This is a genomic window from Vibrio kanaloae, assembly GCF_024347535.1.
Taxonomy (GTDB): domain Bacteria; phylum Pseudomonadota; class Gammaproteobacteria; order Enterobacterales; family Vibrionaceae; genus Vibrio; species Vibrio kanaloae.
Genome location: NZ_AP025497.1, coordinates 1,188,705 through 1,214,519 on the forward strand (window position 1 = coordinate 1,188,705; position 25,815 = coordinate 1,214,519).

Annotated in this window: 10 protein-coding genes and 1 pseudogene; 8 read left to right on the forward strand and 3 right to left on the reverse strand. The window is 43.4% G+C overall.

Going from position 1 to position 25,815, the window contains the following annotated elements; genetic code table 11:
* Window positions 1-13: 13 nt before the first annotated feature.
* The 5 genes from OCV24_RS05680 (at window position 14) to proX (ending at window position 6,595) form a co-directional block, all read left to right on the forward strand.
* Complete coding sequence (locus OCV24_RS05680) at window positions 14-2,461, forward strand: molybdopterin guanine dinucleotide-containing S/N-oxide reductase (protein ID WP_150878237.1); 2,448 nt, start codon at window positions 14-16, stop codon at window positions 2,459-2,461.
* 143 nt (window positions 2,462-2,604) lie between these two features.
* Window positions 2,605-2,817, forward strand: a complete 213-nt coding sequence (locus OCV24_RS05685) for a TIGR02450 family Trp-rich protein (RefSeq protein ID WP_150878239.1) — start codon at window positions 2,605-2,607, stop codon at window positions 2,815-2,817.
* 483 nt (window positions 2,818-3,300) lie between these two features.
* A complete protein-coding gene (gene proV, locus OCV24_RS05690) occupies window positions 3,301-4,488 on the forward strand; it encodes a glycine betaine/L-proline ABC transporter ATP-binding protein ProV (protein ID WP_046223847.1) in 1,188 nt (395 codons plus the stop codon).
* Window positions 4,489-4,491: 3 nt separating this feature from the next.
* Window positions 4,492-5,595, forward strand: coding sequence for a glycine betaine/L-proline ABC transporter permease ProW (gene proW / locus OCV24_RS05695; RefSeq protein WP_150878241.1), 1,104 nt, complete (start codon window positions 4,492-4,494; stop codon window positions 5,593-5,595).
* Window positions 5,588-6,595, forward strand: a complete 1,008-nt coding sequence (gene proX, locus OCV24_RS05700) for a glycine betaine/L-proline ABC transporter substrate-binding protein ProX (RefSeq protein WP_017057124.1) — start codon at window positions 5,588-5,590, stop codon at window positions 6,593-6,595. Before proW ends, proX begins: the two co-directional genes overlap by 8 nt.
* 207 nt (window positions 6,596-6,802) lie before the next feature.
* Here proX and OCV24_RS05705 read toward each other — a convergent pair.
* Both OCV24_RS05705 and OCV24_RS05710 read right to left on the reverse strand, forming a co-directional pair.
* Window positions 6,803-7,033 (reverse strand): annotated as a pseudogene (locus tag OCV24_RS05705) (isochorismatase); the annotation flags it as partial.
* A 35-nt stretch (window positions 7,034-7,068) separates the two neighbouring features.
* Window positions 7,069-7,692 carry an HD-GYP domain-containing protein gene (locus OCV24_RS05710; RefSeq protein ID WP_150878243.1) on the reverse strand — a complete coding sequence of 208 codons (624 nt, stop codon included), beginning with the start codon at window positions 7,690-7,692 and terminating at the stop codon, window positions 7,069-7,071.
* 222 nt (window positions 7,693-7,914) lie between these two features.
* On the opposite strand from OCV24_RS05710, the gene OCV24_RS05715 reads away from it, so the two are divergent.
* Window positions 7,915-10,308, forward strand: coding sequence for a DUF1566 domain-containing protein (locus OCV24_RS05715; RefSeq protein ID WP_150878245.1), 2,394 nt, complete (start codon window positions 7,915-7,917; stop codon window positions 10,306-10,308).
* An 8-nt stretch (window positions 10,309-10,316) separates the two neighbouring features.
* The gene (locus OCV24_RS05720; protein WP_150878247.1) at window positions 10,317-12,908 is read left to right on the forward strand and encodes an Ig-like domain-containing protein; all 2,592 of its coding nucleotides are present in this window, start codon (window positions 10,317-10,319) and stop codon (window positions 12,906-12,908) included.
* 329 nt (window positions 12,909-13,237) lie between these two features.
* Here the strand turns inward: OCV24_RS05720 and OCV24_RS05725 are convergent, their stop codons facing one another.
* Window positions 13,238-15,097 carry a helix-turn-helix domain-containing protein gene (locus OCV24_RS05725; RefSeq protein WP_150878249.1) on the reverse strand — a complete coding sequence of 620 codons (1,860 nt, stop codon included), beginning with the start codon at window positions 15,095-15,097 and terminating at the stop codon, window positions 13,238-13,240.
* 309 nt (window positions 15,098-15,406) lie between these two features.
* On the opposite strand from OCV24_RS05725, the gene OCV24_RS05730 reads away from it, so the two are divergent.
* Complete coding sequence (locus OCV24_RS05730) at window positions 15,407-25,801, forward strand: DUF11 domain-containing protein (RefSeq protein ID WP_150878288.1); 10,395 nt, start codon at window positions 15,407-15,409, stop codon at window positions 25,799-25,801.
* The last annotated feature ends 14 nt before the right edge of the window (window positions 25,802-25,815 follow it).

Below are 25,815 nucleotides of genomic sequence, written 5' to 3' on the forward strand. Positions count from 1 at the left end.
GAAGGATAAAATTATGACTAATATGACCCGTCGTGGATTTATGAAAGGCACAGGTATCACTGCTGGTGCGTTGGCATTCACATCCTTGACACCGATGAGCGCAATAGCTTCTGACAAGCGCGGTTCTGGTGTTCTAACATCAGGCCGTATGGGACCAATGCTGTGTGAAGTGAAAGATGGCAAGTTAGTGTCTACAACGAATGCACTGGCACAAACAGTTCCAAACAGCCTACAAATTACAGGCCCTGACCAAGTACATACCAAAGCGCGTGTTATATACCCTATGGTTCGTAAAGGCTACTTGGCTAACCCATCTGCACCTGAAGGTGTACGTGGTAGCGATGAGTTTGTTCGCATCTCTTGGGATGAAGTGTACAAACTGATTCACCAACAACATTCACGTATTCGTAAAGAGCACGGTGCAGAATCGGTATTCGCAGGCTCTTACGGTTGGCGTTCAAGCGGTGTGCTACATAAAGCGCAAACACTTCTACAACGTTACATGAGCATGGCTGGTGGTTACTCTGGTCACTTAGGTGATTACTCAACAGGTGCTGCTCAGGTCATCATGCCGCACGTGGTGGGTTCGATTGAAGTGTATGAACAACAAACGACTTACCCAATAATCCTTGAGCACAGTGATGTGGTGGTACTTTGGGGTCTAAACCCAATCAATACCTTGAAGATCGCTTGGAGCTCAACGGACTGTGCGGGTCTTGAATTCTTCCACCAGTTGAAGAAATCGGGCAAGACAGTGATCGCGATTGATCCAATGCGTTCTGAGACTATCGAGTTCTTTGGCGACAACGCTGAGTGGATTGCTCCGCACCCAATGACTGACGTAGCCATGATGATGGGTATTGCGCACACATTAGTGAAGCAGGGTAAACACGACAAAGAATTCTTGGGCAAATACACAACAGGTTATGACGTATTCGAAGCTTACCTAATGGGTAAAGAAGACGGCGTTGAAAAATCGGCTGAGTGGGCGTCTGAGATCTGTGGTGTGCCAGTGAAGCAACTGAAACTACTGGCGGATATCTTCAGTAAGAACCGCACTATGCTGATGTCTGGCTGGGGTATGCAGCGTCAACAATACGGAGAACAACGTCACTGGATGTTGGTTACGCTAGCGACAATGCTAGGTCAAGTTGGTTTACCTGGTGGTGGTTTCGGTCTTTCTTACCACTACTCAAACGGCGGCAACCCTGCTCGTGATGCAGGCGTACTTCCTGCGATTTCAGCGTCGCTTGGCGGTGGTTCTTCGGCGGGTAACGACTGGGCAGTTTCAGGAGCTGTGAACGCATTCCCTGTCGCGCGTATTGTTGAAGCGCTAGAAAATCCGGGTTCAAGCTACCATCACAATGGCCACAACCTAACGTTCCCTGAGATCAAAATGATCTGGTGGGCAGGCGGTGCGAACTTTACTCACCACCAAGATACCAATCGCTTGATTAAAGCGTGGCAAAAACCTGAGCTGGTTGTTATCTCAGAACCTTACTGGACAGCAGCAGCTAAACACGCGGATATTGTATTGCCAATTACTACATCGTTTGAACGTAATGATATGACGATGACGGGGGACTATAGTAACCAACACTTAGTGCCAATGAAGAAAGCTGTTGAACCTCAAGGCGAAGCGCGCAATGACTTCGATGTGTTTGCGGATATGGCTGAGTTGCTTGCTCCAGGCGGTCGTGAAGTGTACACCGAAGGCAAGACCGAAATGGAATGGCTGTACGGTTTCTACAAAACAGCACAGCAAGGTGGCCGTGGTCAGCGCATCGCAATGCCTAACTTCAGCAAATTCTGGGAAGATAATCAGTTGATTGAGATGAAGTGGAACGAGAAGAACGCACAGTTTGTTCGTTACGCTGATTTTCGTGAGAATCCAATCATGAACCCACTAGGTACACCGAGTGGCAAGTTCGAGATTTTTTCAAGAACGATTGAAGGTTACCAACTAGACGATTGTCCAGCGCATCCTACTTGGTTAGAGCCAACAGAGTACACAGGTAATGCTAAAGATGGTGAACTGCAATTGATGACAGCGCACGCAGCGCACCGTCTACACAGTCAGTTCAACTACGCCAAGATTCGTGAAGAGTACGCGATCGCAGACCGCGAGCCGATTTCAATTCACCCTGAAGACGCAAAAGCGCGTGGTATTAAAACGGGTGATTTGGTTCGTGCACACAATGGTCGTGGTCAAGTATTGGTTGGTGCATTAGTGACGGACGGCATCAAACAAGGCTCTGTATGTATCCATGAAGGCGGTTGGCCAGATTTAGATAAAGATACAGGCCTATGTAAAAACGGCGGCTGTAACGTACTTACGTTGGATATTCCGACCTCTCGTTTGGCAAATGGTTGTGCAGCGAACTCAGCGCTTGTGAAAATTGAAAAATACACAGGCCCAGTATTAGAACTGACGGCATTTGATCCACCTAAAAATGGCTAATCTTTAACGAGAAATAGCTAATTGAACGAAGCCAGCCTAGCCGCTGGCTTTTTTTATGATCTTTTTTGCGGTGGAAAGACTATTACTGTGTGTCGAGTAGACAACTCATAATAATCAACGACATCAAAGCAAGAGAGAATCCCATGAATCGGATCAACCCAAAGAAGTTATTTCGTAGCAAATGGACAGCCGTTAGCCCTGTGAACAAAGAAAAGCACTTTATGGTCACAGAAGTAGAATTTGAAGAAGGGGAGGTCATTCGTTGTTCGATAGAAGCGGTGATGACGAAACGAGAGGAAGACATCAACTGGAGGGATCTAACCGACAAGGAACATTGGCTTGCAGGTTGGAAGTAGGGGCTACCAGTTACTCCAAGCTTGTTTTAGCAGTTTATGGAGAGCCGTGGCCTTGTTTGAGTCTGCCTTTGATTTACCCATTGAACAAAGTGAATCTCTTGTTCTGAAATTTTGATAAATAGTTTGTATCCTAATGATTTGTACACGAACTATTTTATTTGTTATTGGTTCGTTGACTCTATTGTTCACTCAAGTTTTAAATAATTATTCAATAATCTGTCAGCAATTGACACAAAATTCCTAAGGTTTATGTTGTTTTTTAATTTGTATAAATATCAATGTTTTATATTGTATTTAGTTGATGTTCGATCGGTTTTTTTATGACTAATTATAGTCTTAGTAGGGTTTTTTACAGTATAGAATCTCTTGATTCTCACTAGGCAATTGCTTAGAGTGCTAATTGTTTTCCGGGTTTAAATAAACTACTTTTAATCTTAAATAGCCGTTTTTAAGCTTAAAAAAACTAAGAAAGGATTAGATTACATGGATCCCATACTGGAAGTTAAGGGACTGTACAAGGTGTTTGGTGAAGACACTGATCGTGCTTTTTCAATGATTGATGAAGGTGCGGATAAAGACAAAGTTTTCGAAGAGACAGGGCTAACGATCGGTGTTAACGATGTTTCTTTGAGTATTCAAGAAGGTGAAATTTTCGTCATAATGGGACTGTCAGGATCTGGCAAATCAACCCTAGTACGCCTTCTTAACCGCTTGATTGAACCTACCAAGGGCAATGTGCTTCTTCGAGGCAAAGATATTGCCCACATCTCAGAAGATAGACTCCGCGAAGTTCGCCGTAATAACATCTCTATGGTTTTCCAAAATTTCGCCTTGATGCCACATATGACGGTGATCGAGAACGCAGCTTTTGGCCTTGAGCTCGCAGGTGTTGAAGCCGATATACGCAAACAGTCTGCATTTACAGCACTAGAACGAGTAGGCCTTGGCCCATATTCAGAATCTTATCCGGATGAATTGTCTGGTGGGATGAAACAGCGCGTTGGTTTGGCTCGTGCTCTCGCCTGTGACCCTGACATTTTATTAATGGACGAAGCGTTTTCTGCACTCGACCCTTTGATTCGTACTGAAATGCAAGACGAGTTAATTCGACTGCAAAATGACGACAAGCGTACGATTGTTTTTATTTCTCATGATCTTGATGAGGCAATGAGAATCGGGGATCGAATTGCGATTATGCAAAATGGTGAGGTGGTTCAAGTTGGTACACCAGATGAGATCTTAAATAGCCCTGCTAATGACTATGTTGAAGCCTTTTTCCGAGGTGTTAATGTGGCGAGTGCATTGACCGTCAAAGATATTGCTCGCAAGAAACCTGCGGCGGTATTTAAGAAGTCAGAACATGACGGCCCAGCCTCCGCATTACAGATATTGATGGATAACGACCGTGAATACGGCATCGTTATTGAGAAGAGCAGTCACTACTCCGGCATTGTTTCTGTTGAATCTCTTCGTAAAGCGCACAAAGAAAATAAGTCATTAGTTAGTGCTCAATTAGATGATGGCTTAACTCTTAACCCGGATTTACCAATCAACGACGTACTTGGCCTTGTTGGCGGTGTTCCTTACTCCGTTCCTGTTGTCGACGATAAAGGTACTTACTTTGGCGTGGTAACTAAATCACGACTGCTACAAACATTGGATAAGGGGTAGAGCATGTCGTCAGAACAAATAGATAATGACCCGTGGTCACAATCCACTAAATCAGAACCATCAGCTCAACCTGCAAGTGACCCATGGGGTCAAGCAAGTGATACATCACCATCGGCTGATTGGCTAAGCAGCGAAACAGTAGAGACTGCACCTTTTGATCCACTGAACCCATTCGTGGAAGCAGTGTTGCCAGTTGATAATTGGGTTGAATCTGGATTGAATTGGCTAGTTGAACATGGGCGACCGTTATTTCAGGCAGTACGTATACCTATCGATTTCATTTTAAGTTCATTTGAAACGGCACTTGTGTCTACACCTGCACCATTCATGCTGATCATTTTGTTTTTGGTTGCATGGCAGTTTTCAAACCTCAAGCTTGGTGTTGTGACTGCAGTATCCCTTACTTTTATTGGCTTGATTGGCGCTTGGTCTGAAGCGATGACCACTCTTTCACTGGTGATGACATCGGTATTCTTCTGTTTATTGATCGGCTTACCAATGGGTATATGGTTGGCCCGAAGTAATACTGCCGCTAAATTTGTGCGTCCAATTCTCGATGCGATGCAAACTACTCCGGCCTTTGTTTATTTGGTACCTATCGTAATGTTGTTTGGTATCGGTAACGTTCCGGGCGTGGTGGTTACTATCATATTTGCACTGCCACCAGTGGTACGTTTGACCATCTTGGGTATCCAACAAGTACCGGAAGAATTGATTGAAGCGGGACATTCATTCGGTGCCAATAAAAAGCAAATGCTTTATCGCATTCAACTGCCGCTTGCCTTACCAACCATAATGGCAGGTGTAAACCAAACACTTATGTTGTCTCTGTCTATGGTTGTTATAGCGTCAATGATCGCAGTAGGCGGCTTAGGCCAAATGGTACTGAGAGGTATCGGTCGTTTAGATATGGGGCTTGCTGCTGTCGGTGGCCTAGGCATTGTTATTCTTGCAATCCTACTTGATCGAATTACTCAAGTTTTAGGGGCTAATGCAGGTGATACAAAACTACGCTGGTACCGTATGGGACCTGTTTCCATTTTACTTAATGCTTTAAATCGCGGTAACCAATCAAAACTACAATCAAGGAAAAACACTAATGAATAATTCATGGAAGAGCAAATTCGCTGTTAGCATCGTTTCTACATTAGCCGTATCAACAAATGTGTGGGCAGCAAGCTTACCGGGTGAAGGTGTCTCCGTTCAACCTGTTCAATCGTCTGTAGCGGAAGAAACATTCCAAACTTTGATCGTTAATCGTGCTTTAGAAGAACTTGGCTATGACGTGAAATCGACGCAAGAAGTGGACTACAACGTAGGTTACACCTCGATCGCAAAAGGTGACGCCACATTCCTATCAGTAGGCTGGTTTCCACTTCATGATGATAAATACAAAATGGCAGGTGGCGATGATAAGTTTTATCGTGAAGGCCAATATGTAAGCGGTGCAGCTCAGGGCTACTTGATTGATAAGAAAACGGCAGAGAAGTATAACATTACGAATATTGGTCAACTAACCGATCCAAAAATTGCGAAACTGTTTGATGCAAATGGAGATGGTAAAGCTGATCTAACGGGCTGTAACCCAGGTTGGGGCTGTGAGACGGTTATTGAGCACCAACTGTCAGCATTTAAACTGGATGACACGGTTACTCATAATCAAGGTAACTACGCAGCCATCATTGCTGATACCATTTCGCGCTACCAAAAGGGAGAATCAATTCTATACTACACGTGGACACCGTATTGGGTGAGTGGTGTATTGGTTCCAAATGAAGATGTAGTTTGGCTAGAAGTTCCATTCTCTTCACTTCCTGGTGATCGTTCTGATGTTGATACTACGTTATCTAACGGTAAGAACTATGGCTTCCAAATGAACTCAATGCGTATTATCGCGAATAAAGAGTTTGCTAAAAATAATCCATCTGCGGCTAAGCTTTTCGAAATCATCAAACTTAACATCAATGATGTAAGTGCACAGAACATGATGATGAGCAAGGGTAAAAACAGCTCTGCTGATATCGAAGCGCACGTAAATGGTTGGATTAAAGCGAACCAAAATACATTCGATGCTTGGATTGAAGAAGCGAAGAAAGCAGCACTGTAGATTTATGTTTGTTCAAGAGCGGACTGACACTTTAATTGGAAATGACTAGTGTGTTTAGTGATTGCGTAGAATCACTGAGTCACACTTCAAATGAAGTGAAAGACGACAAGAGTGAGCATTACAAGCCAGTAGTCCAATTTGGATTGCTGGCTTTTTGTTTTCTGTTTTGATTCTTGAATTGTGAGCTTCCAACTTTTAATTATAGCCCTAGCGTTCGTTTTGAACTTCGAAGTCGTCGCTTACTAAGCGAGCACAGTCATCTGCTTCAATTGCCCCAGTGCTCACGATGCACAACACCAAACACTTAGTTCAACTAACCGTAAGAATGTAACTGCTTTCTGGGTGTTCTTTCCATTTTACGTCTGTGTAATCAACGTCTTTGAAGCTTTGGTCGATGATGTTTTGCCAAAATGCTTGAATAGCTTCACGATCTTCAAAATCCTAGCTCTTTGCATTTAATTATTTGCGACTTATTATGCGTCTTCCGTTCGAGAAGTGTTGGCAATAAAGCAGATAAACTTGTCGATCAAAAATGGGTTGAATTGTCCCTGTAATCTCTCATCAAATAGAATACGAAGTGCTTTTTTTGCTGGCATTCCTGTTCGATAGGCCCTTGTTGAGGTCATTGCATCCCATGTGTCCGCTATTGCAAGAACTTGCCCAATCAGTGGAATTTCTGAGCCTTTCAGTCGTAATGGGTATCCATTTCCATCCCATCGTTCATGGTGCAACGAACCCAAAATCGAAGCGAATTCTAGCTCGGGAGCTTGCTTGCTCATCATGTAAGTCCCTTCAACATGCTTGTTCATCAGCTGGCGTTCTATCGGTGTTAATTTGCCATTTTTGTGAAGTATGCTCTTGGGGGTTTCTAACTTCCCTAAATCGTGAACAAGAGCAGAATCGAAAATCAATTCCAACTGTTCACGACCAAACTTTAGGTACTGCCCAAATGAATATGACAGTAAACAAACTCGTAATGTGTGTTCATAGGTTTCCATTGAATGATGGCGCATAGGCTGTAATAACTTGAGAGCATCTAGTGAATGCTTGTGCTGCGGAGCCAATGTGTACACGTGGTCAATTTTGGTTTGGTTCATAACGTTTGCCGTATCAATGTAAGTGAGTCCGGCAGTATGGAGACGATGAATGGAGGAGTTAACTTAATGTGATTGAATGTTTATTAAACAATCTTTCTCAAATTTAATATCGAGGTTTAGAAAAATTTAGATGTTTGAAGGGGAATGAATTTTTAATTAATAACTTTAATTTTCAATGGTTTAATTTTTAATAATGAATCATAGCTATTTAATGGAGTAGAAGTGAGACAAAGTCCACAATACAGCTCTACTTCATTAATCAGAGTGCTTTTAATGTATCTATTCAACAGTGATTTGTTGAAACGGAATTCGACACTAAATGTTTTTACTTCAGTCAGTTTAGCGGTATTGCTAGTAGGTTGTGGTGGTGAGTCAAACTCCGGCGGAGAGCAAGATATCGTTGTATCTCCAGTAGGATCAGCCTCTATTAGTGCGCAAGATATTCAAGATAACTCATTAGTAGATAAAAGCTTCACTATTGACCTTACAGAGCATGTTCACACATCGAATAACCAAGATTTTGTTGTCACAAATGTTCGCGCTTTGTCTGATGACACTTGCCAAGTTCAAGGTATTAGTGAAAGTAGCTTTAAGGTCTATTCGTCTGACGTTAACGACTGTTTGTTTGAGTATGAAGTCGCAACTGAAACCGGCACTTCAATGGCAACCTCGTATGCTCGTGTTGCGATGGGGCAGACCTACGCATCGAAAACACTTCCACGCATCACCACATCAACCATCGAATCACTGGTGGTTATTATTGATCTTGAAAATGAACTTGGTTCATCGTTACCCGGTGATGACTTTGTTTTGCAAGATAGTGTTGTTAGCCTTGGTTCAGGTACAGCCCGTGTCTCTGGCGAACATCGAATTGAATTTACGCCAACAGCCAAAGGTCAAACTGAGGTCTATTACAACTACCAAAACGGTGAGTCGATTCAACAAGGTTCGCTGTCAATTGCGACTTCAGAAGAGACCTATAATACAGCACCTGATGTAACAGATTTTGCTCACGATGCTCTCGCGCAAGTGGGTGAGAGTGTTGTCGTGGATGTGAAAGAGCATATATCAGACGTAGACCTAGATGACGTACAACTTGTTGGTGTACAGGACTTCAACTCGACAACATCACTTTACGATCCTGCCGATGTCACCAATACAAAGTTTGAATTTTCGTCTACCCAACCTGGTCCACACGATGTGGCATACACAGTAAGCGATCACATGGGGGGCTATACGACTGGCGTGGCGCGTATAGAAGTCGAACCGGATTTCTCTTTGATTCAGGATTGGGAAGATATAGTCACTCATGATCCTGTGATTAGCTCAGACATTCGCTTTTTCGCACCAATGACCAAAGTGTACGCCGATTACATCAATGCCTCTTACACAGGCGCATATATCGAAAATGGCACACAAGGTTTGAAAGACGCAGAAATCGTCACTCAAACACTTAGCCAAGCTCGTCAGTACTGCAAAGTGAGAGGCGGCCGTTTGCCTCTACAACGAGAGCTTGAAACGCTCATTACCAACGAAACCAGCGCATTCACCAACCATAATTGGCCAACAAGTAAGAAGTATTGGACAGCGGAAAATGTCAACGAAACAAACGCTGCCACTATTCATTTGAATGACGGGGCTATCGGCAATCAATCAAAGATCGTTGGTATGTACACAACGTGTGTTGATTTAAGTAATTCGAGTGTTAGGGATTTTTCTGCGGATGTTTCAGTGAAAGAGCGAGTATCAAACCGATATGAATATGAAGTTCAAATTCGCGACCCTGATGGCAATGTAGCGCCTTTTGCGGACGTTGAATTGGAGTCTATGAATGAGCGTGGTGTCTTTTTAAATCGCGAGCCGGTTACTGTAGCGACTGTTAATGATGTTGGTTTGTTAGAGGAAGCATATTTTGATATTTCGTTTAGTGACGAAGTGGTTGCGACTAGAGTGAGCTCGCAAGATTACCTACTGCCTTTTGTTCCAGTGGATGATGCTTTGGCAATAGATGTGACAAACCCGTCCCTTTGGAGCAGTGATGAATATTGGGATCGAGAAATATATACCCCCGATGCTGATGGACTTATGTTGATGCCAAATGTTAGTAATAGCAAGCTGTTCCATATACATAAACTGCCTTTTTTAGGAGAAAATTTCACGATAAGGTTCCGTATTCAAAGCGATAGTAGTTCGTCAAAAGGTGAGTTTGCAGTTTTAATTCATCAGCTTGGAATTGATCAGTCTACATGGGAGCAAGATGGGATAATTAAAACTGGCAATACAAGGCCTTACCCTGAAAATGAGCCATCTGCATTTGGCTTGAATGTGAATTTGTATGGCTCGATGCCCGTATCCTTATTTGAAGGGGGACTGGTTTCGAGCTCGCAAAACATGAACTTGCGTGATTCAGATCGTTTCTATTGGTTCGATAAACGGGGGCAACGAGTTTATGTTTACACGTCGCTTACAGACCAAAGGCCAGAGAAATCATCTGGCTATTTCGATATCACAAGTGATGTTGATCTTTCTGAACCATATTGGTTGTCGATCGGAGGTAAAAACGCCTATTCGTCTAAGAATTATCGAATAACTGAATTAGATATGGCTGCGTATTAGGAATGACTATGAAAGTATTAAATTTAGGTGTGATAGCCCTAGGTATTTCTGCGTTGACAGCTTGTGGTGGAGGCTCTGGTGGTTCTGATGTGAGTTCTCAGCCTATTCAGCCATCTATGCCATCAGAGATATTCATTGAAGCTGTTGTGGTTCAGTCAAAAGCGCTTGTCGATGTTCAATCTCAAGTCATTGTCCAAGCTGATTCTGATGTTGATTTAAGTTTGACTTCAGTGAAAGAAGTCAACAATCAGCCAACTTGCAAGGTAACCTCATTAGAAGGTATGACGTTTTCGATCTTGTCGGAGCAAGTAGGTGAGTGCCAATTTGAATATACAGTCGAGCCCGTTGAACAAAGTCAGTACATTGCGCAAGCTTCATCTTTAGCAAGAGTGTCTGTTTCAGAAACAGCTGAAGACAATACATTGCCGAATTTGTCAGCAACGACCAACATTGAATCGCCAGTGACTATTGATTTGTCCGTAGAGCTAGAAAGTGATTTAGACACCTCGATATATGTGTTGTCGGAAGAGGTTACCTTATTAGGGTCAGGTTCTGTAGAGGTCGATTCGTTCAATAATTCGGTCACATATACTCCGACAAACATTGGCGTAACACGAATTATGTATTCAATGAGTGATGGAGTTTCAACTAAGCTTGGAAACATTGACGTAGCGGTTTCTGATACTGGAAATACGCCCCCGGTCGCAACTGACTATATTCGAGAAGGCAAACTTGCCAAAGATATGTCGGTTGAAATCGATTTAACTGACTATGTATCGGACGTTGAAGACAGCGTGATCTTAGATTCTGTACGTGCTTACAACGCAGAAACGGAAATCACCTCAACAACAGAGCATACTTTTACGTTTCAGTCACCAGAAGCGGGGCCACATGAAGTCGCTTATACGGTAACAGACGGACGCGGTGGCTATGCGGTTGGACAGGTTTATATTGAAGTCGAACCTGACTTCAGCCTCGTACAAGATTGGGAAGATATTACGATCTACGATCCAACGATAGGTACTGATATTACTTTTACGGCACCTGCAAGTAAGGTGTTAGCTGATTACACAAATACTGCTTACACAACTTACCAAGCGCAAGACGGTCTTACAGGTCCCAAGTACTCAGAAGTTGTCACAATGAACCTTGAACAAGCACAAAACTATTGTGCCTCTAGAAATGGGCGTTTGCCTATTACACGTGAGTGGGAGTTGTTACTGAATAGTTATGGAAACCTTTTTCATTCTCAAAATTGGCCAGCAGGGTCGGAGTATTGGAGTGCCGATATGTTATCAGCTAGCACTGGTAGAGGCTTTCACGCTACTACTGGTTCTATGAATGAATTGGAGAAAGAGTCTCAATCAGCTTTTGTAACGTGCGTGCTTTTAGATAGCGAGGTGATCAACGACTTCAATACAGAACTTACACTCAACGACATAATTGGTGCTAAATCTGACGTTGTAGGTGTGGTGGTCGATCCTGATGGCGATATTGCCCCTTATCAAGATGTTAAGATGATTTCCGAAAATCAATATGGCGTTTTCTCAAACGGAGCAAGTGAAATTGAGCTAATTGCTGATACTTCTGGTGAGGTACAAGATACATACGTCGACAATGCGTTGGTCAATGAAGTTATCTCCGCATATACCAGTTCACACTCGGTTGACAGTGTCGTTTACAAAAGCGCTGAGATAACCGGCATTCGTATAGCAGATAAAACGGTCTTGGAGTCTACAACCAAAATTCCTGGTCACATAGTAGAGCTAAATGTGGTGAGCGTTAATCTAGAGGGAGAAGAGTCTTTCGTTAACAATGATTTTGTTGAATATAGTTCAAGTGATAACAGTATCGCTGAAATAGTGCAAAATACTGTGCATATTTTAGCCGAGGGGGAAGTTACCATTACAGCTTCATTTAAAGGGTATACAGACAGTTATACTCAAATAAGTGTGATTCCTTTAACTGAAATCTCTGGTGGTTGGGTTATGCAAGTTGGCGAAAAGCAAGAGATTAATATTATATATTCCGTAGATAACGGTGTTACATGGAACGTTTTAGATGGCGGAGCTGCTTTTTTGACATCAAACTCATCTGTTATATCTATCGAATATCAAGGAGAACAAGCGGTTGCTACAGGGCAGAATCCCGGAACGTCAATTCTATCATCAGAGCTTGACCTAAATGGGTTTTTATATAGTGCCTTCGTTGAGGGAAGTGTTATTGCCGGTGATTGGTGCTATAAAACGGCAATCTCAAATAGATCAGGTAATACAGTTTGTATCGGGTACGAAGTCGAAGTTGTTAACAGCTCTATCGGTGAGTTAGTTTACACTTATGGGGCTCAATCCAAAAACCCCTATGTTGGGGAGAGTGATTCGAGTTTATTCTGTAATGCGTTCGGCGCAAAATTAGATAATAGTGTAGAAGATGATTACTATATTATTGACGGTACATTCGGTTCGATTGAGCAAGTAACCGCTTGGGTAACTTCATCAGGAATCTATGATAGTACTATGTATGATACTTATCTTACATTAAAACCTAATCAGACCAACGAGCATGGGGTACCTATTTGTGAATTATCTACGATTAATTAAAATAATTTAGTCTAATAGCACTTTGAATAATATAACAAAGTGCTATCAGTTAGTTGAAAGTAATTTCTATTCCATTTCTAAATTCTTAAAAATTTTGTAGAGCACTTTAGTTGGCAAATTGTTTTAGTGCAAAAAATAGTACTAAGTTAGTGAGCTTATGAACTAAATTAAAATATTTATGGAATATCGTAGTTTTTATCGTTCCGTTGTCTATCTATCAATAATAACTCCGGCTCTTTAGGTTGATAATAAGCAAGCCTGATAGTTGTTTTTAAATTTAAAAGCCACCGTTTATACGGTGGCTTTTTATTAATAGTGGTTACTAAAAATTAACCATATTTACTAATAAAAGAAATAATATGTTTATTGCTAAGTAATTCAATCTTGTCGATAGTTAGTACGCAATAGCGGTAGTTTTTGTTTTTGAAGGTGATGTTCGACTTTTCTTCTGTTGGTTCTGAAAACTTCCATATTTCAAATCCGATGTTCTTCATAAGTTCCAATGCACTTGGGTTCTTTATGATCATGGAATACTTTTTAATCTTAGTATTTCTTGCAAGAAGCTTCATATCGGAAATCAGGTTCGCAATAGATTGTTCACGCTTCTCAGAGTGACCGCTAAACACAATGTAGTTTAAGTTATGATTAGAATCTAAAGAGCAGGCTTGCTTAATATGTAGATGCTTATTTTGGTATTGCTCGAATACCTCTTCGTTGAAGAAAAAACCTAGGCTATGACTAACAATATCGCCATTAACATTGACCATTTTTCTGCCATGCGCCTTTTTTTCACTGCAATAGAGAAACAGATCGATAGTATCAAGTGCAGAAGGATCAACATTGGTATACTGTGAAATTAGCTTTATTCTATCTATTATTGTTTTGTCATTCTGATCTGTCATTAATGGCATGATCTGAAATTTGTTTCCTTTATCTATATCTCCGTTAGTGATAGAAGATATTCGGCTTTGAAATGAAAAGAATCTTTCATGAAGGAAGTCTTCAAGTAATGCTCTGTCTTCGCTATCTTCTGAATCAAAAGACTTCAACGTTGTATACAAATCCAGACCAAGGCAATCCAATAGCTTTAGGGCTCTGTAATTGCTTGGTTTTACTTTGCTATTCTCCCACCGGTTTATTGTTACAGCATCTACAGATCTGAATCCATCATCTAAATGGTTAATGTATGATGCAAAATCCTTCTGCGTTAAGTTTAATTTATTGCGCGATTCGCGCAGTAAATGTGGAAATTTAATTATGGTAGAATATTCATCTTTGAGTAATGACATAACATTTCGATTAGTTAGGTAGTTTATTTTATCAATGGTTAATATGCAGTAACTATAATGTTTATTTTTGAATTTAATATTAGAACTTTTGATAGAGGGTGTTGAAAATTTGAACACTTCAAATCCCAATTCTTTCAAGAATTTTATCATATTAGGATCTTTTACTAAAACAGAATATTTCTTTATGTTTTTACTCTGAGAAAGTAACTTCAACTCTGAAAATATATGTTCAATCACATGATGCTTTGTTTCTGAGTGCGAGCTTACATTAAAATAGTTTATACTTTTGTTTGAATTTAAAGAGCAGGCCATTTTTAGGTCTAATTCTTGATTTTTAAATCGCTCAAATTGATTTTCTTCAAAGAAAAAGCCTACGTTGTGACTCACAATGTCACCATCTGTATTGATGAGCTTGTGACCATGTGCTTTTTTCTCACAGCAATAGAGATATAAATCAATTTGGTCCAGTGGCGAAATATCGACTTTCGTGAATTTAGAAAGTAGTTTGATTCTGTCGATAACGCCAGTGTCACACGGCTCTGACATTAAAGGCAGTGACTTAAAGTTGCGGTCGCCTTGTTGTTCATTCAGGCTTGATAGAGCTGAAATTCGACTTTGAAATGAGCCATGGAATTCGCTTAAAAACAGCTCGATCAATGTGTCTTTTGGGTCAGACTTAAAGCTTCTTATTAGACTATACAAATCTCCCCCAAGGTACTGCAAAATCTTGAGTGCTTTATAAACACTAGGCTTTACCTTACTGTTTTCCCAGCGGTTTATCGTTACGACATCAACCGCCTTGAACTCATCATCTAGGTGGTTTAAGTAGATCGCGAATTCCGTTTGTGTAAATTGAAATTCCTTTCTTAAGTTACGTAGTAACTGCGAGAATTCACTCATCTTAAAACACTAACCTCTTGATAATAAACTGAATGTAGTCGATTTTAATTTAAACATCAGATTCTCTATTTAACATCTTCAGTAATTTGTTTTTTACGGATGTTAATTGTTCGGATTGTTTGAACTGTATGTTGCGCATGTCCTTAAAAATTGTAATGCCAAATTAGTGGCGTCAAATCTATGGCATCTTGTCTAGAGACTTGTCAATCTACTGTGAAGTACGCGTTAATGTTCAGATACAGCCTTGCCTTTTTCTTATCCATTTTATTGTTTCCATTCGGTTCTTATGCGGGCACTACCGGCCTAGTAATGGATCTCTCTGTTAACAGTTCGTCTTACGACAACGATCAACAGGTGCTCTATACGCTTATTTTAACGAATGAGTCGGACAAAACCATTGTTGACTTGGACGTTAAAGATGAGCTGTTAAATATCTTAACGACAAATGATCAAGGAAATAATGTCAGCGCATTCTCGCAAGTCTCGACTCAGGCGCAATCCTCCTTACTTTCATCTCCAGGTGATTACAGTCGCTTCGGAAACTTAGATGCATCAGGTGTGCGTATTGCGGCTGGTGGGTCAGTGACCTATAACATGGTCGCCACCGTTTCTGCTGACGCAGCTGGTACGATTGATAATGTCGCAAGTGCGAGCACTGGGCTTTTGGATGCTGTTGAATCAAATACAGAATCCATTCAGCGTGGTGTGTACCAACATGATGTTGTTGTTTCGGTCGATAAGACGAACTATCAACTTAATAACAAACTCACCTATAAGATTAAGGTTTCTAACACTGGTGATACGTTTATTCAGACGCTCGACGTTCAAAGTGTCCTTTCAGACATAAAGGCACTCAATATTGAAGGGGCTTTGCAACAAGCCTTTACTGGCAACGTTAACTCAGTCAGCAAGATTGAAGGCAGTAAGAGCGATCCAGGTACCTTCGCCGAATCAGGAGACTTAGCAGTAAGTGATGCGTCGATTGATATCGGCGGGTCAGTGACTTACGAAATTCAAGCGACCGTTGCCGACAATTTAGTCGGCGACATTGTTAATGACGACATAACTGCTGAAACACGCGATGACTTGGTCACAGTTGATGAGGTTATCACTCCACCCACTGAGCCTAGTATCACCCTGACACATACCTTGAACCAATCGGATAACTACCTAGTCGACGATGAGTTTTCCTATACGGTCACGGTTGCCAATCAAGCAAACTCCGGTATTGCTTACCATTATTCGGTTCAGCAGTTTCTTGCGGATCTTGAAACCGATCTAGGTAACGATGTCAGCAACGAAAAGAACGCAACTGACACGGTTGGTAATCCTTACGATTTTTGGACCAATGAAGTGACCTCGATCGGTTCTAATAGCCTTTCTGAACTCAATGCATCTGGAAAAGAGTCCAACAAGTCACTAGAAGACAAAGTGTCTATCTATCCCGGTGAGCAGATTGTTTATTCCGTTGTAGTGGACGTTAGCCCTGTGTCTATTGGTCAAATTCCCCAAGTTGTTGCCCGAGTGGTTGATGCTGATGGCCTCGCTGATTCTGGCGATGCTTTGGCTAATATTCTCGATTCGAAAGACGTTCTGACGACGTCATCAAGTCAAATTACACGTAATAAGAACACCAAAGATACTACTTATGTTCCGGGGATAGCCGGTGATAACGAAGTGGTCTATGACATTGTTATTTCTAACAAGGACACAGAGTTTTTCGCCAACGATATCGAAGTTGTCGATAAATTTGCTTGTATCGTGACAGAGCAAGCGGATGGCTCTAACGCTTCAGCATTTTCCGAGTGGAAGCTAGAAGTCGCCGATAGAAGTGGCGATGGATCGAACTATGGTTCATTTAATTACAATACTTGGACTACAAACGACATCAATTTGAAAGTCGACCTCGCACCTGAGGGCTACGTTCATTATAAGCTGACCGCAAAAGTGGCAGACACCAGTGTGGGGCAGATTGTTGATGATGGTACCGATGCGGGTTTGTGCTTAGGGGATAATTTAGGCGAATCGGGCTCTGGCGTTCAAATGCCAAACTCGAAATTAAAAGTCCAAAAGGAAGTGGATTCGCGTTACTACTCAGCTGGCGGCACCCTGAACTACGACATCACGGTAGAGAATAACGGTGATGGCTACGCGATTGATGTACCGGTTTATGATGATTTAGTCTCGGTCATGACTCAGTCTATTAACGATACACCGGCGAAAGCGTATTTGAGCTGGGTTATTACTGCGAAATCCTATGCCTCTGACGGCTCAATTTCGACAAACAGTGATCCCGGTTTTACTGGTCAAATTGAAGGTAACCAAAGCAATAAACTTATCTTGGACGAGAAGGCTAAGTTGGCCCCACACGATAGGATCGTTTATAGCATTGCAGCGGTCGTAAACCCCATTGCCGATGATGAAATTCGTAATGAAGTGACGGTAGACAGCGTGCTTTATTCCGACAGAGGCTCATACCCACGAGATTACTACTTAGTATTGGATAAGCGTGTTGATGGTCATAACGAACAAAACGCGTATACCGACGCCACCAATACTGTCACTTATACGATCAGTATTACTAACCCAGAAGGGAACGGTTTCGCCTCTAACATCAATGTCAAAGATGAAATCAGCACCATAGAAGCTGAGTTACTTCACGAGCCGGGTGAAACCAAGCCCGTGTTCTCTTCGTGGACGATCAGTGCAGAAAGAGAAGCAGACTCTCCGTGGGTGAAAGCCGTGACTGACCCTGGATCGTTTTCGGATAACAATGATCTGGATGCCACCGCTCAGATCCCGCCAGGTGCGACGATTATTTATACCATTGTTGGGACACTCGATCGCACTGTAGACAGTGAGATTCTTTGGGGAGCATTCACCAATACAGCAACAGTGACGGGACCAGATACTAACTTATCGGATACGGTACGCACCTATCCTAGCGAACCGAATCTTGTGGTTGCTAAGACCGCTCGAAACTCCGACTTTGTTGTAGGTGAGCGTGCTACGTTCGATATTTATATCTATAACCGAGGCATCGGCTACGCAAATGACGCAACGGTACAAGATAGCATTTCAGCACTTAATTTCTTTGATAGCTGGACAATTGTAGGTTCGACCAACATCGATAAACCGGGTTCTCGTTACGGTGACATTGCTAACGACACTGATATCGATACCGACGTTGATATTACTCCCGGAGGGTGGGTTCACTATGAGGTGAGCGGCATTGTTAAGTCTGACTATGAAGAAGAACAAGTATCGAACCGTGTTGATGTTTACGATCCTATTACAGACCGTGACCACAGCTCTTCTGCGCAGATAGACAACTCGAACAGTGCTTATCACATCAATGTGTCTCTGTCGAAAACAACCGATGTAGTTCGTTACACACCGGGTGAAGACCTTACTTACACCATCATAATTGGTAACAACGGTGATACCGACGAAACTGACCTTATCTTCATGGATCGATTGAGTGAGATCACTACTACGCTAGCGAATGATAAAGATGGTGAAGTAGAAGATGTTCTTAATCAAAACCCGTTTGACTATTGGTCTGTTGATACTGGCTCTGGTTTCGGCCCTCAAACGACTGAAGATGTGGAGTTCCCAGTTTCAATTCCGGCCAAAGACTTTGTCACGGTGCGTATTAAGGCGCATGTCAAAGACAATGCGGTATCTAACGGTGTCGCTGACAGAGACGGCGGCATAATCCGCAACGAAGCAGTGCTGATTCATGACGATAATACCGGTTGTACTGACGATTGTGAGTATGCCAAACGTGCCGTGGCTGAAAACCATCAGGTACATAACAGTGGCGGCGTTGTTCGCACAACTAACATTAACCGCTACTCTCCGGGCGATCAGTTGACTTATACCATCAAGTACAACTCTCAAGACGGACACGGTTATCGAAATAACGTTGACGTTAACGAACTGATTAACGACATATCAGTGGAGCTACAAGATGGTAATTCAGGTAATCCATTTTTCGATGATTCGGTAGGTTCAAACAAGTTTACGGTGGCAGTTGCTAAGAGTGACCCTGTGAACGCGGGTACGACCGATGGTACCAAAGACGGTGATGTTGCGAACGACACTGACATCGTAACCTCGATTGATATCGATGCTGGCGAAGACGTGACTTACACAGTAACTGGCACCGTAAGACCGGATGCGGTCGGTGATATTCATTATCGAGATACCGTCGTGATTCCCGATGACTACCATTTAGATTTTGATAAAACGACCGATGAAGTAGTGTACGAGCCAGCTCAAACCGTGACCTATCACTTAGTGATTGAGAATGACGGCAAAGGTAACGCTCACGATATTCCAATCATCGATAACCTCGAAGATATTACGGTCAGCTTAGTGGACGGTAATACAGGGCCAGCGTATTCAGATTGGACCATCACATCGATCGCAACTGGAACTGATTCTGAGTATGTGGATGCGGGCGCAGGTGCTGGCAATGTTTACACATCAACCAACAGTAACCTAAATGTTAAAGCCGATATTCCGATGGGCGCTAAGCTTGAGTACCAAGTTGTCGCAACCATCAATGACAAAGCCAATGGCGATGTTGTTAACGTTCTAACCGTTGATGGCGACACGATATCTCATGATATTCGTCAAGAAGCTCGAAAAGTTGATTTTGAAAAGAACATTCTGGCGTATTACGACACGGATGGTAATGAGTTGGTTAGCGCAACCAATTACATGCCAGGTGGCTACGTCGAATATGAAGTCTTAATTGAGAACATTGCTAGCGCACACGTTGATGATATGAGCTTGCGTGATGACATCGACCAAATTAACACTCAATACTTTGATGGAACGCGTGGCCCTGCATTTGATAGTTGGACGATTGAAACGTATTCAGATAGCTCAGGGATTTCTAACCCAGATGTTGATAATTCGATTCATGATAATAAGCCGATTGATACTCACTTCGATATCTCGGCAGACAACTTTGGCCGAGTTGCATCGTCAGCGTTTGTCCGCTATGTCATAAAAGCCAAGATCAGTCCGAAAGCGGTAGGTTCTTTTACTAATAAAGCTTACATCGATGAAGACAATGGTAATGAACTGATCGCGGTATCACCACCATCAACGATGGCGGATCCTGAAGTCACGTTCTCTAAAAAAGCGTTTTATGATGCAGGCTTCTCTTCGCAAAAAACTGAATATTCTCAAGCTTCTGGTGAGAGTGAGGTTTATTACCGCGTGGAGATTAAGAATGCGGGTGATGGTATTGAATATGGTTCTCGCCTAGAAGATGCGATTTCGGAAATTCAAACTCGTATTGCAGAAGACAGAACCACTTCAGGTGGTGATCCTGTTGGACAGCCGTTCTTGGCTGGCTGGGAAGTTAGCCTAGATAAAAAGGCGGCGACAGGCTCTATTACCGACGCGATTGACTTTGTATCGGGCAATAACATCGATATTGATAACGACATTGTTATCGCGCCTCAAGAAAGCCTAACGTTCACTATTCATGCTGAAATTCGTGAAGATGCATTGGGTGACATTCAAAATAAAGCGACGTACGACGGTAGTGCTCGAACAGCGAATTTAATGCCGCTTGAAAATAATACCAGTGTTGAAAAACGTGTGGTGTCGATCAACGGCAACCCGTTCAATGATGGTGATACCTATCTTCCGGGTGACGAAGTTGAGTATGAATTTGTAGTCACAAACCCTGAAAACGGTTGGGCGAATGATATTCAGATCAAAGACACAATCACAGACATTCAAGTCGAAGTGATTGGCGGTAAAACGGAATCCGCTTTTGTTTCTGGCGATATTACCCATGAAGTCAGCAATGGTATTGATGCCAACGCTGATACTTATGTACCAAGCTACAACACCAGCGGCAACCTTGATATTGAAACCGATATTGCCGCGGGAGAAGTGCTGACCTTTAACTTAACAGGTGTCGTTCGTGACGAGGCTTTGGGCACGATTGATGCGAACCAAGTGATCGCAGGAAGTGATTCTGCAACATCGCAAGTGATACCACCTAAAGATGCTGAGATCGATTACTTCAAAACCTTGGTTTACACCGATGGCGAATCGGCGGGCTGTTCAGTTCCTTCAAACGATGGCAGTAGCTGTACTTATGCACCTCGTGGTGATGTTGAGTATCAAGTTACGTTAGACAACATAGGCGATAGCATCGCAAATGACGTGAGCGTTATCGATGCGATTCACACCATCAAAACCGAAGATGGCGATGATGCGTTCTCTAGCTGGACAACGGCTATTGCGGTTGAACCTGCAGGCACTTACGACGTGCAAGGTAACTACAACGGCAGCGTGCCATTGAACGCAACCGTCGATCTTCGTCCTGGTGAGCGTATTGTGTTTGACGTGAAAGGCACCGTGTCGACTTCAGCGACAGGCACTATTACCAACACGGCGCAAGTGAACGGTGATAACACCAACGACATCGTACTTGATCCGGGTCGCTCGAATATCCTAATTGATAAATGGACGGATACGCCTGAGTACGTGCCGGGTGGAACAGTGAACTACTACATCGACATCACCAATGACGATGTGGATTCTGGCTTGTTCTCGATTCGTGACATCATCAGTGGCTTTGAAGTCGAAACCGTCGATGGCTCAATGAAAACGGCATTGACAGAATGGACGGTTGATTACGATGTGCTTTATAACTCGGCGCCGTCAGATTTCAACGCGAATGACTTCTCAGAGATTGATAATCTAGTTGGTCAAAACAGTCCAGACATCGATTTACCTGCCGAATCCATCAAGATGGCAGGGCGTGATGATGCCGGTACGGGGGGCGGTGATAAGTACACAGTTATTCGTATTCACGTTCAAGGCAAGGTGCGTGATGATGCGATTGGGCGCTTTACCAATACGGCTTATCTGCGACATGGTTGGGACGATTCGAAGATTGCTCGCTTACGAGAAGGCTTTATCACTCCGAAGTCAGGTCAATTGGTGCTAACCAAAGAAACGACGCCAATTGCAGAACCTGATGCCAAATACCAACCGGGTCAACCAATCTCATACAAGATCACTGTGGCTAACACGGGTGAAGGTTACCTTGTCGATCAAGTCCTAACCGATCGTATCGACACCATCATGACAGAGGTGGCTAACAGCCCAGATCAAGAACAAGCGTTGACAGGCAATTGGGTCATTAGTGACGAACAGCTTGATGGCAGTGGCGAACCAGCCCTGAACGCTCGCAAAGATGTGGTTAATAACACGCAGGGTTATAGTGCTACTTACAGCATTCACCCGGGTGACAGTTATTCATTTGTCGTGACCAACACTGTTAATGATAAAGCCAAAGGCGAGATCACTAACGTCGTTGAAGTTGATAGCGACGACGGTGAGCACTCTGCCGACGCGACCTACATTCCAGAAGATGCGCAAGTTGAGATCACTAAAGACGTCGATAAAGCAGAGTACCTTCCGGGAGAGGCACTTCAGTACACGGTAACTGTTAAGAATAACGGCTTAGGTTGGGCTGAAGATGTTGCTATTGAAGATGCGCTGAAGTCGGTTGAAACCACGATTGCAGGTGGTGCGACTGAGCAAGCTTTTGACCCTGCTTCAATCCAAATATCTGCGGTATCGACAACAGGTGAAACGCCCGTACCAGACGCAACGAGTGGTGAAGATCTAAACGAGACGCTCGATATCGCACCGGAAGACAGCATTGTGTTCACGATTCAAATAACAACGAATGCACTTGCGACTGGCGATATCACCAATATGGCATCAGCGACCTTTGACGGCACAACATTTGATGACAGTGCTACCAGCACACCAGTGTTGGCGACGGTTTCGGTCAAGAAGACGGTTGATACGCCATCGTATGAAGTGACTAAGCTGATTAACTACGACATCACCGTAACCAACAGCTCTGATGCGTTTGCATCTGGTGTTCAACTTCAAGACATCATCAGTGACATTCAAGTCGACACGACCGCGGATAAACAAGAGTCGGCATTCCTGCTTTGGGAAGTGAGCTTTGAAGCTTCCGATGATCGCTCTGTTGTCACTCCAAAGACGTTCGACTTGAGTGAAGACATCGATGTGAGTATGGATGTTGCGCCACAGAGCACAGTAACTTTCCGCGTTAAGGCGTTAATTCGCACGACAGCGATTGGTGATATCAGCAATACGGCGACCATCACTTACAACGGTGCCCCACAAGACTCTGTAGTGATTATCACACCGAAAGAGGCGGAGTTTGTTGCGACGAAAACTAACGTGCAAACCGAATATGAGCCGGGTGGTGAGCTTGAGTTCCTGATCACCATTGAAAACACCTCGAACAACTACATCAGTGACTTAAGTGTTGTTGATGATATGGAGTCGATTGAGGTCGCATACTACAACGGATCGAAGGGGCCTGCTTTTGTGGCTGGTTCCACTTCTTTGGTGGTCGATTCAACCACAATAGGCACCACTACCGAGCAAGTTAGTCCGACGGAGTACAACGTAGATATCGCGCCGCGCGGCACAGTTGTGTTCCGCTCAAAAGGCACCGTAGTCGATACCGCGACCGGACACATCATTAATACTGCGCAAGTCGATGGCGGCGATGTTATCAGCCCTCCAGTTCAAACAGTCGCGGCTGTGGTTCAAGCTGAGCTCTTCACCGACGCCCCTTATTACGTTCCCGGTGAGCAAGTTGAGTATCACTTAGTGGTGCAAAACATAGGCCGAGGTATAGCCAAAGACGTCGCGCTTTACACCCAGTTCTCTGAATCCATGGGTGATCATATTGATGGTGATTTTAGTAATGCGTTTGATGAATGGACACTAACGGCAACATCAGAAGGGGCTGAAACTCAACCGGGCACCTTTGATAATGACAAAGATCTGTTCACCTTGGTCGACATCGAGCCGGGCGGCAAGATTGATTACACGTTCACATTAACGGTCAACGAAGACATGCTGACTAATATCGATGTGCTTGGTTACTACCTCGATTTAACTGGTAGCCCAGCGATGCGCGCTCGTTCTAAGGGCATGTTGGCCTCTGAAACCTCGATGCAGTTAGTGGCAGACCAAGTATCTGCTTTGGATTTGCCGCCAGTGGGTGCTGATCTGGTTGTTGAAAAACGTTCTGATAAGCCTGAATACACCGAAGATGACGACAGTGTCACTTATTACTTAGCCGTGACCAACAACGGTCAAGGTAACGCGGCTAATGTTCGTCTAACCGATGAGATCAGTGAACTACAAAACAGCACAGGTAATAAAGTCTTTACCGATTGGACGATTGAAGGGGTTGAAGTCGACGACTCGGGCGCGGTAATTCAGCGTCATTCTTTCCCGTCGAATAAAGACTTAGATACCATCGTTAACCTGAAATCCAACAAAAGAAATGCTTACGCGTTTGAAGTGGTGGGCACGCTAGGTAAGGGCTTGGATGATGACATTACCAATACCTTCACGGCGACTGAATCTGACGGTACTGAAACCAGCGACAGCGTAACTACTCACATCAAGAAAATTCCAGATAACTCTGGGGAGTTAGAGCTAACCAAGTCTGCGCTGCAAGATACCGCGCAAGTGGGCGATGCGGTTGAGTACGAGATCATCGTTGAGAACAACAATGAATCTTACTTTAAGAACGTGACTGTGGAAGACCGTTACCCAGGTGGTCTGAAATACATCGTGGACACATCAGAAATTGTGCTGAGCGGTATTGATGATGAGTTTGGTACTGAAGACGATCAGGTTATCTCTCAAGAACCATCAGACACGGGTAAGTTAATGTTCACATCGTTGAACTTTGACCCGGGTGAAAAGCTGCGTATTCGTTACTTATTGCGTGTGTCGGTAGGTGCCACCTTTGGTGATTACATCAACACCGCAGTAGCGAAGGTTGATGGCTCGGCTGTTTCTAATGAAGACACAGCCAAAGTGACCGTAGAACCGGACAAGGTGTTCGATACCTCATCGATCATCGGTAAAGTTTTTGAAGATCACAACACAGATGGATTCCAAGCCGATGCAACGGCTTTTGATGTTGAGTTAACCGCGAACCTAGCAACGCAAGGCTACATCGCTGATTCGACGCACATCATCCGTGATGGTCAGGATGTCGCAATTCAAGATGGTGCGATAACCACTGCACTTGAGCAAGGCTTGGCTCTTGGTGACCTTTGGGGTCATTCCGTAAACCGAACACTGCCAGAAACCAGCAAAGTGGTGGTTCAATTTAAAACTCGCACGCAGCAAAGCTTTGATTTCTACGTCACGACCGATGCTGGCTCTCGTATCGAGTTCGACGCACAGGGTCAGATTCAGTTTAAACATGAATCGGACAAGAAAAAGGGACTGAGCGCGGAAAATCTTAACGTAACCAGAAACCTATATCGCGATGGCGAGGATTACTTGTGGGAAATCGTTATCGAGAACAAAGGTATTTACGAAGATGGTATTCCGGGCGTTAAGTTGATGACGGTTGAGGGAATCGTTATTTACACAGACCAGTACGGTCGTTACCACGTGCCCGACCAATGGGTACTCAATAAGAAAGGTAAGAACTTCCTAGTGAAGTTGGACACTGATTCGCTCTCCACCTCCATGGAAGTGGTAAGCGAAAACCCGAAAGTGTTGCGAATTACCCCGAACAAGCTCACCAAGTTCAACTTTAGCGTTCATCGCAAAGACCAAAAAAGTGAACAGAAGTAAGCCATTGGAACCGT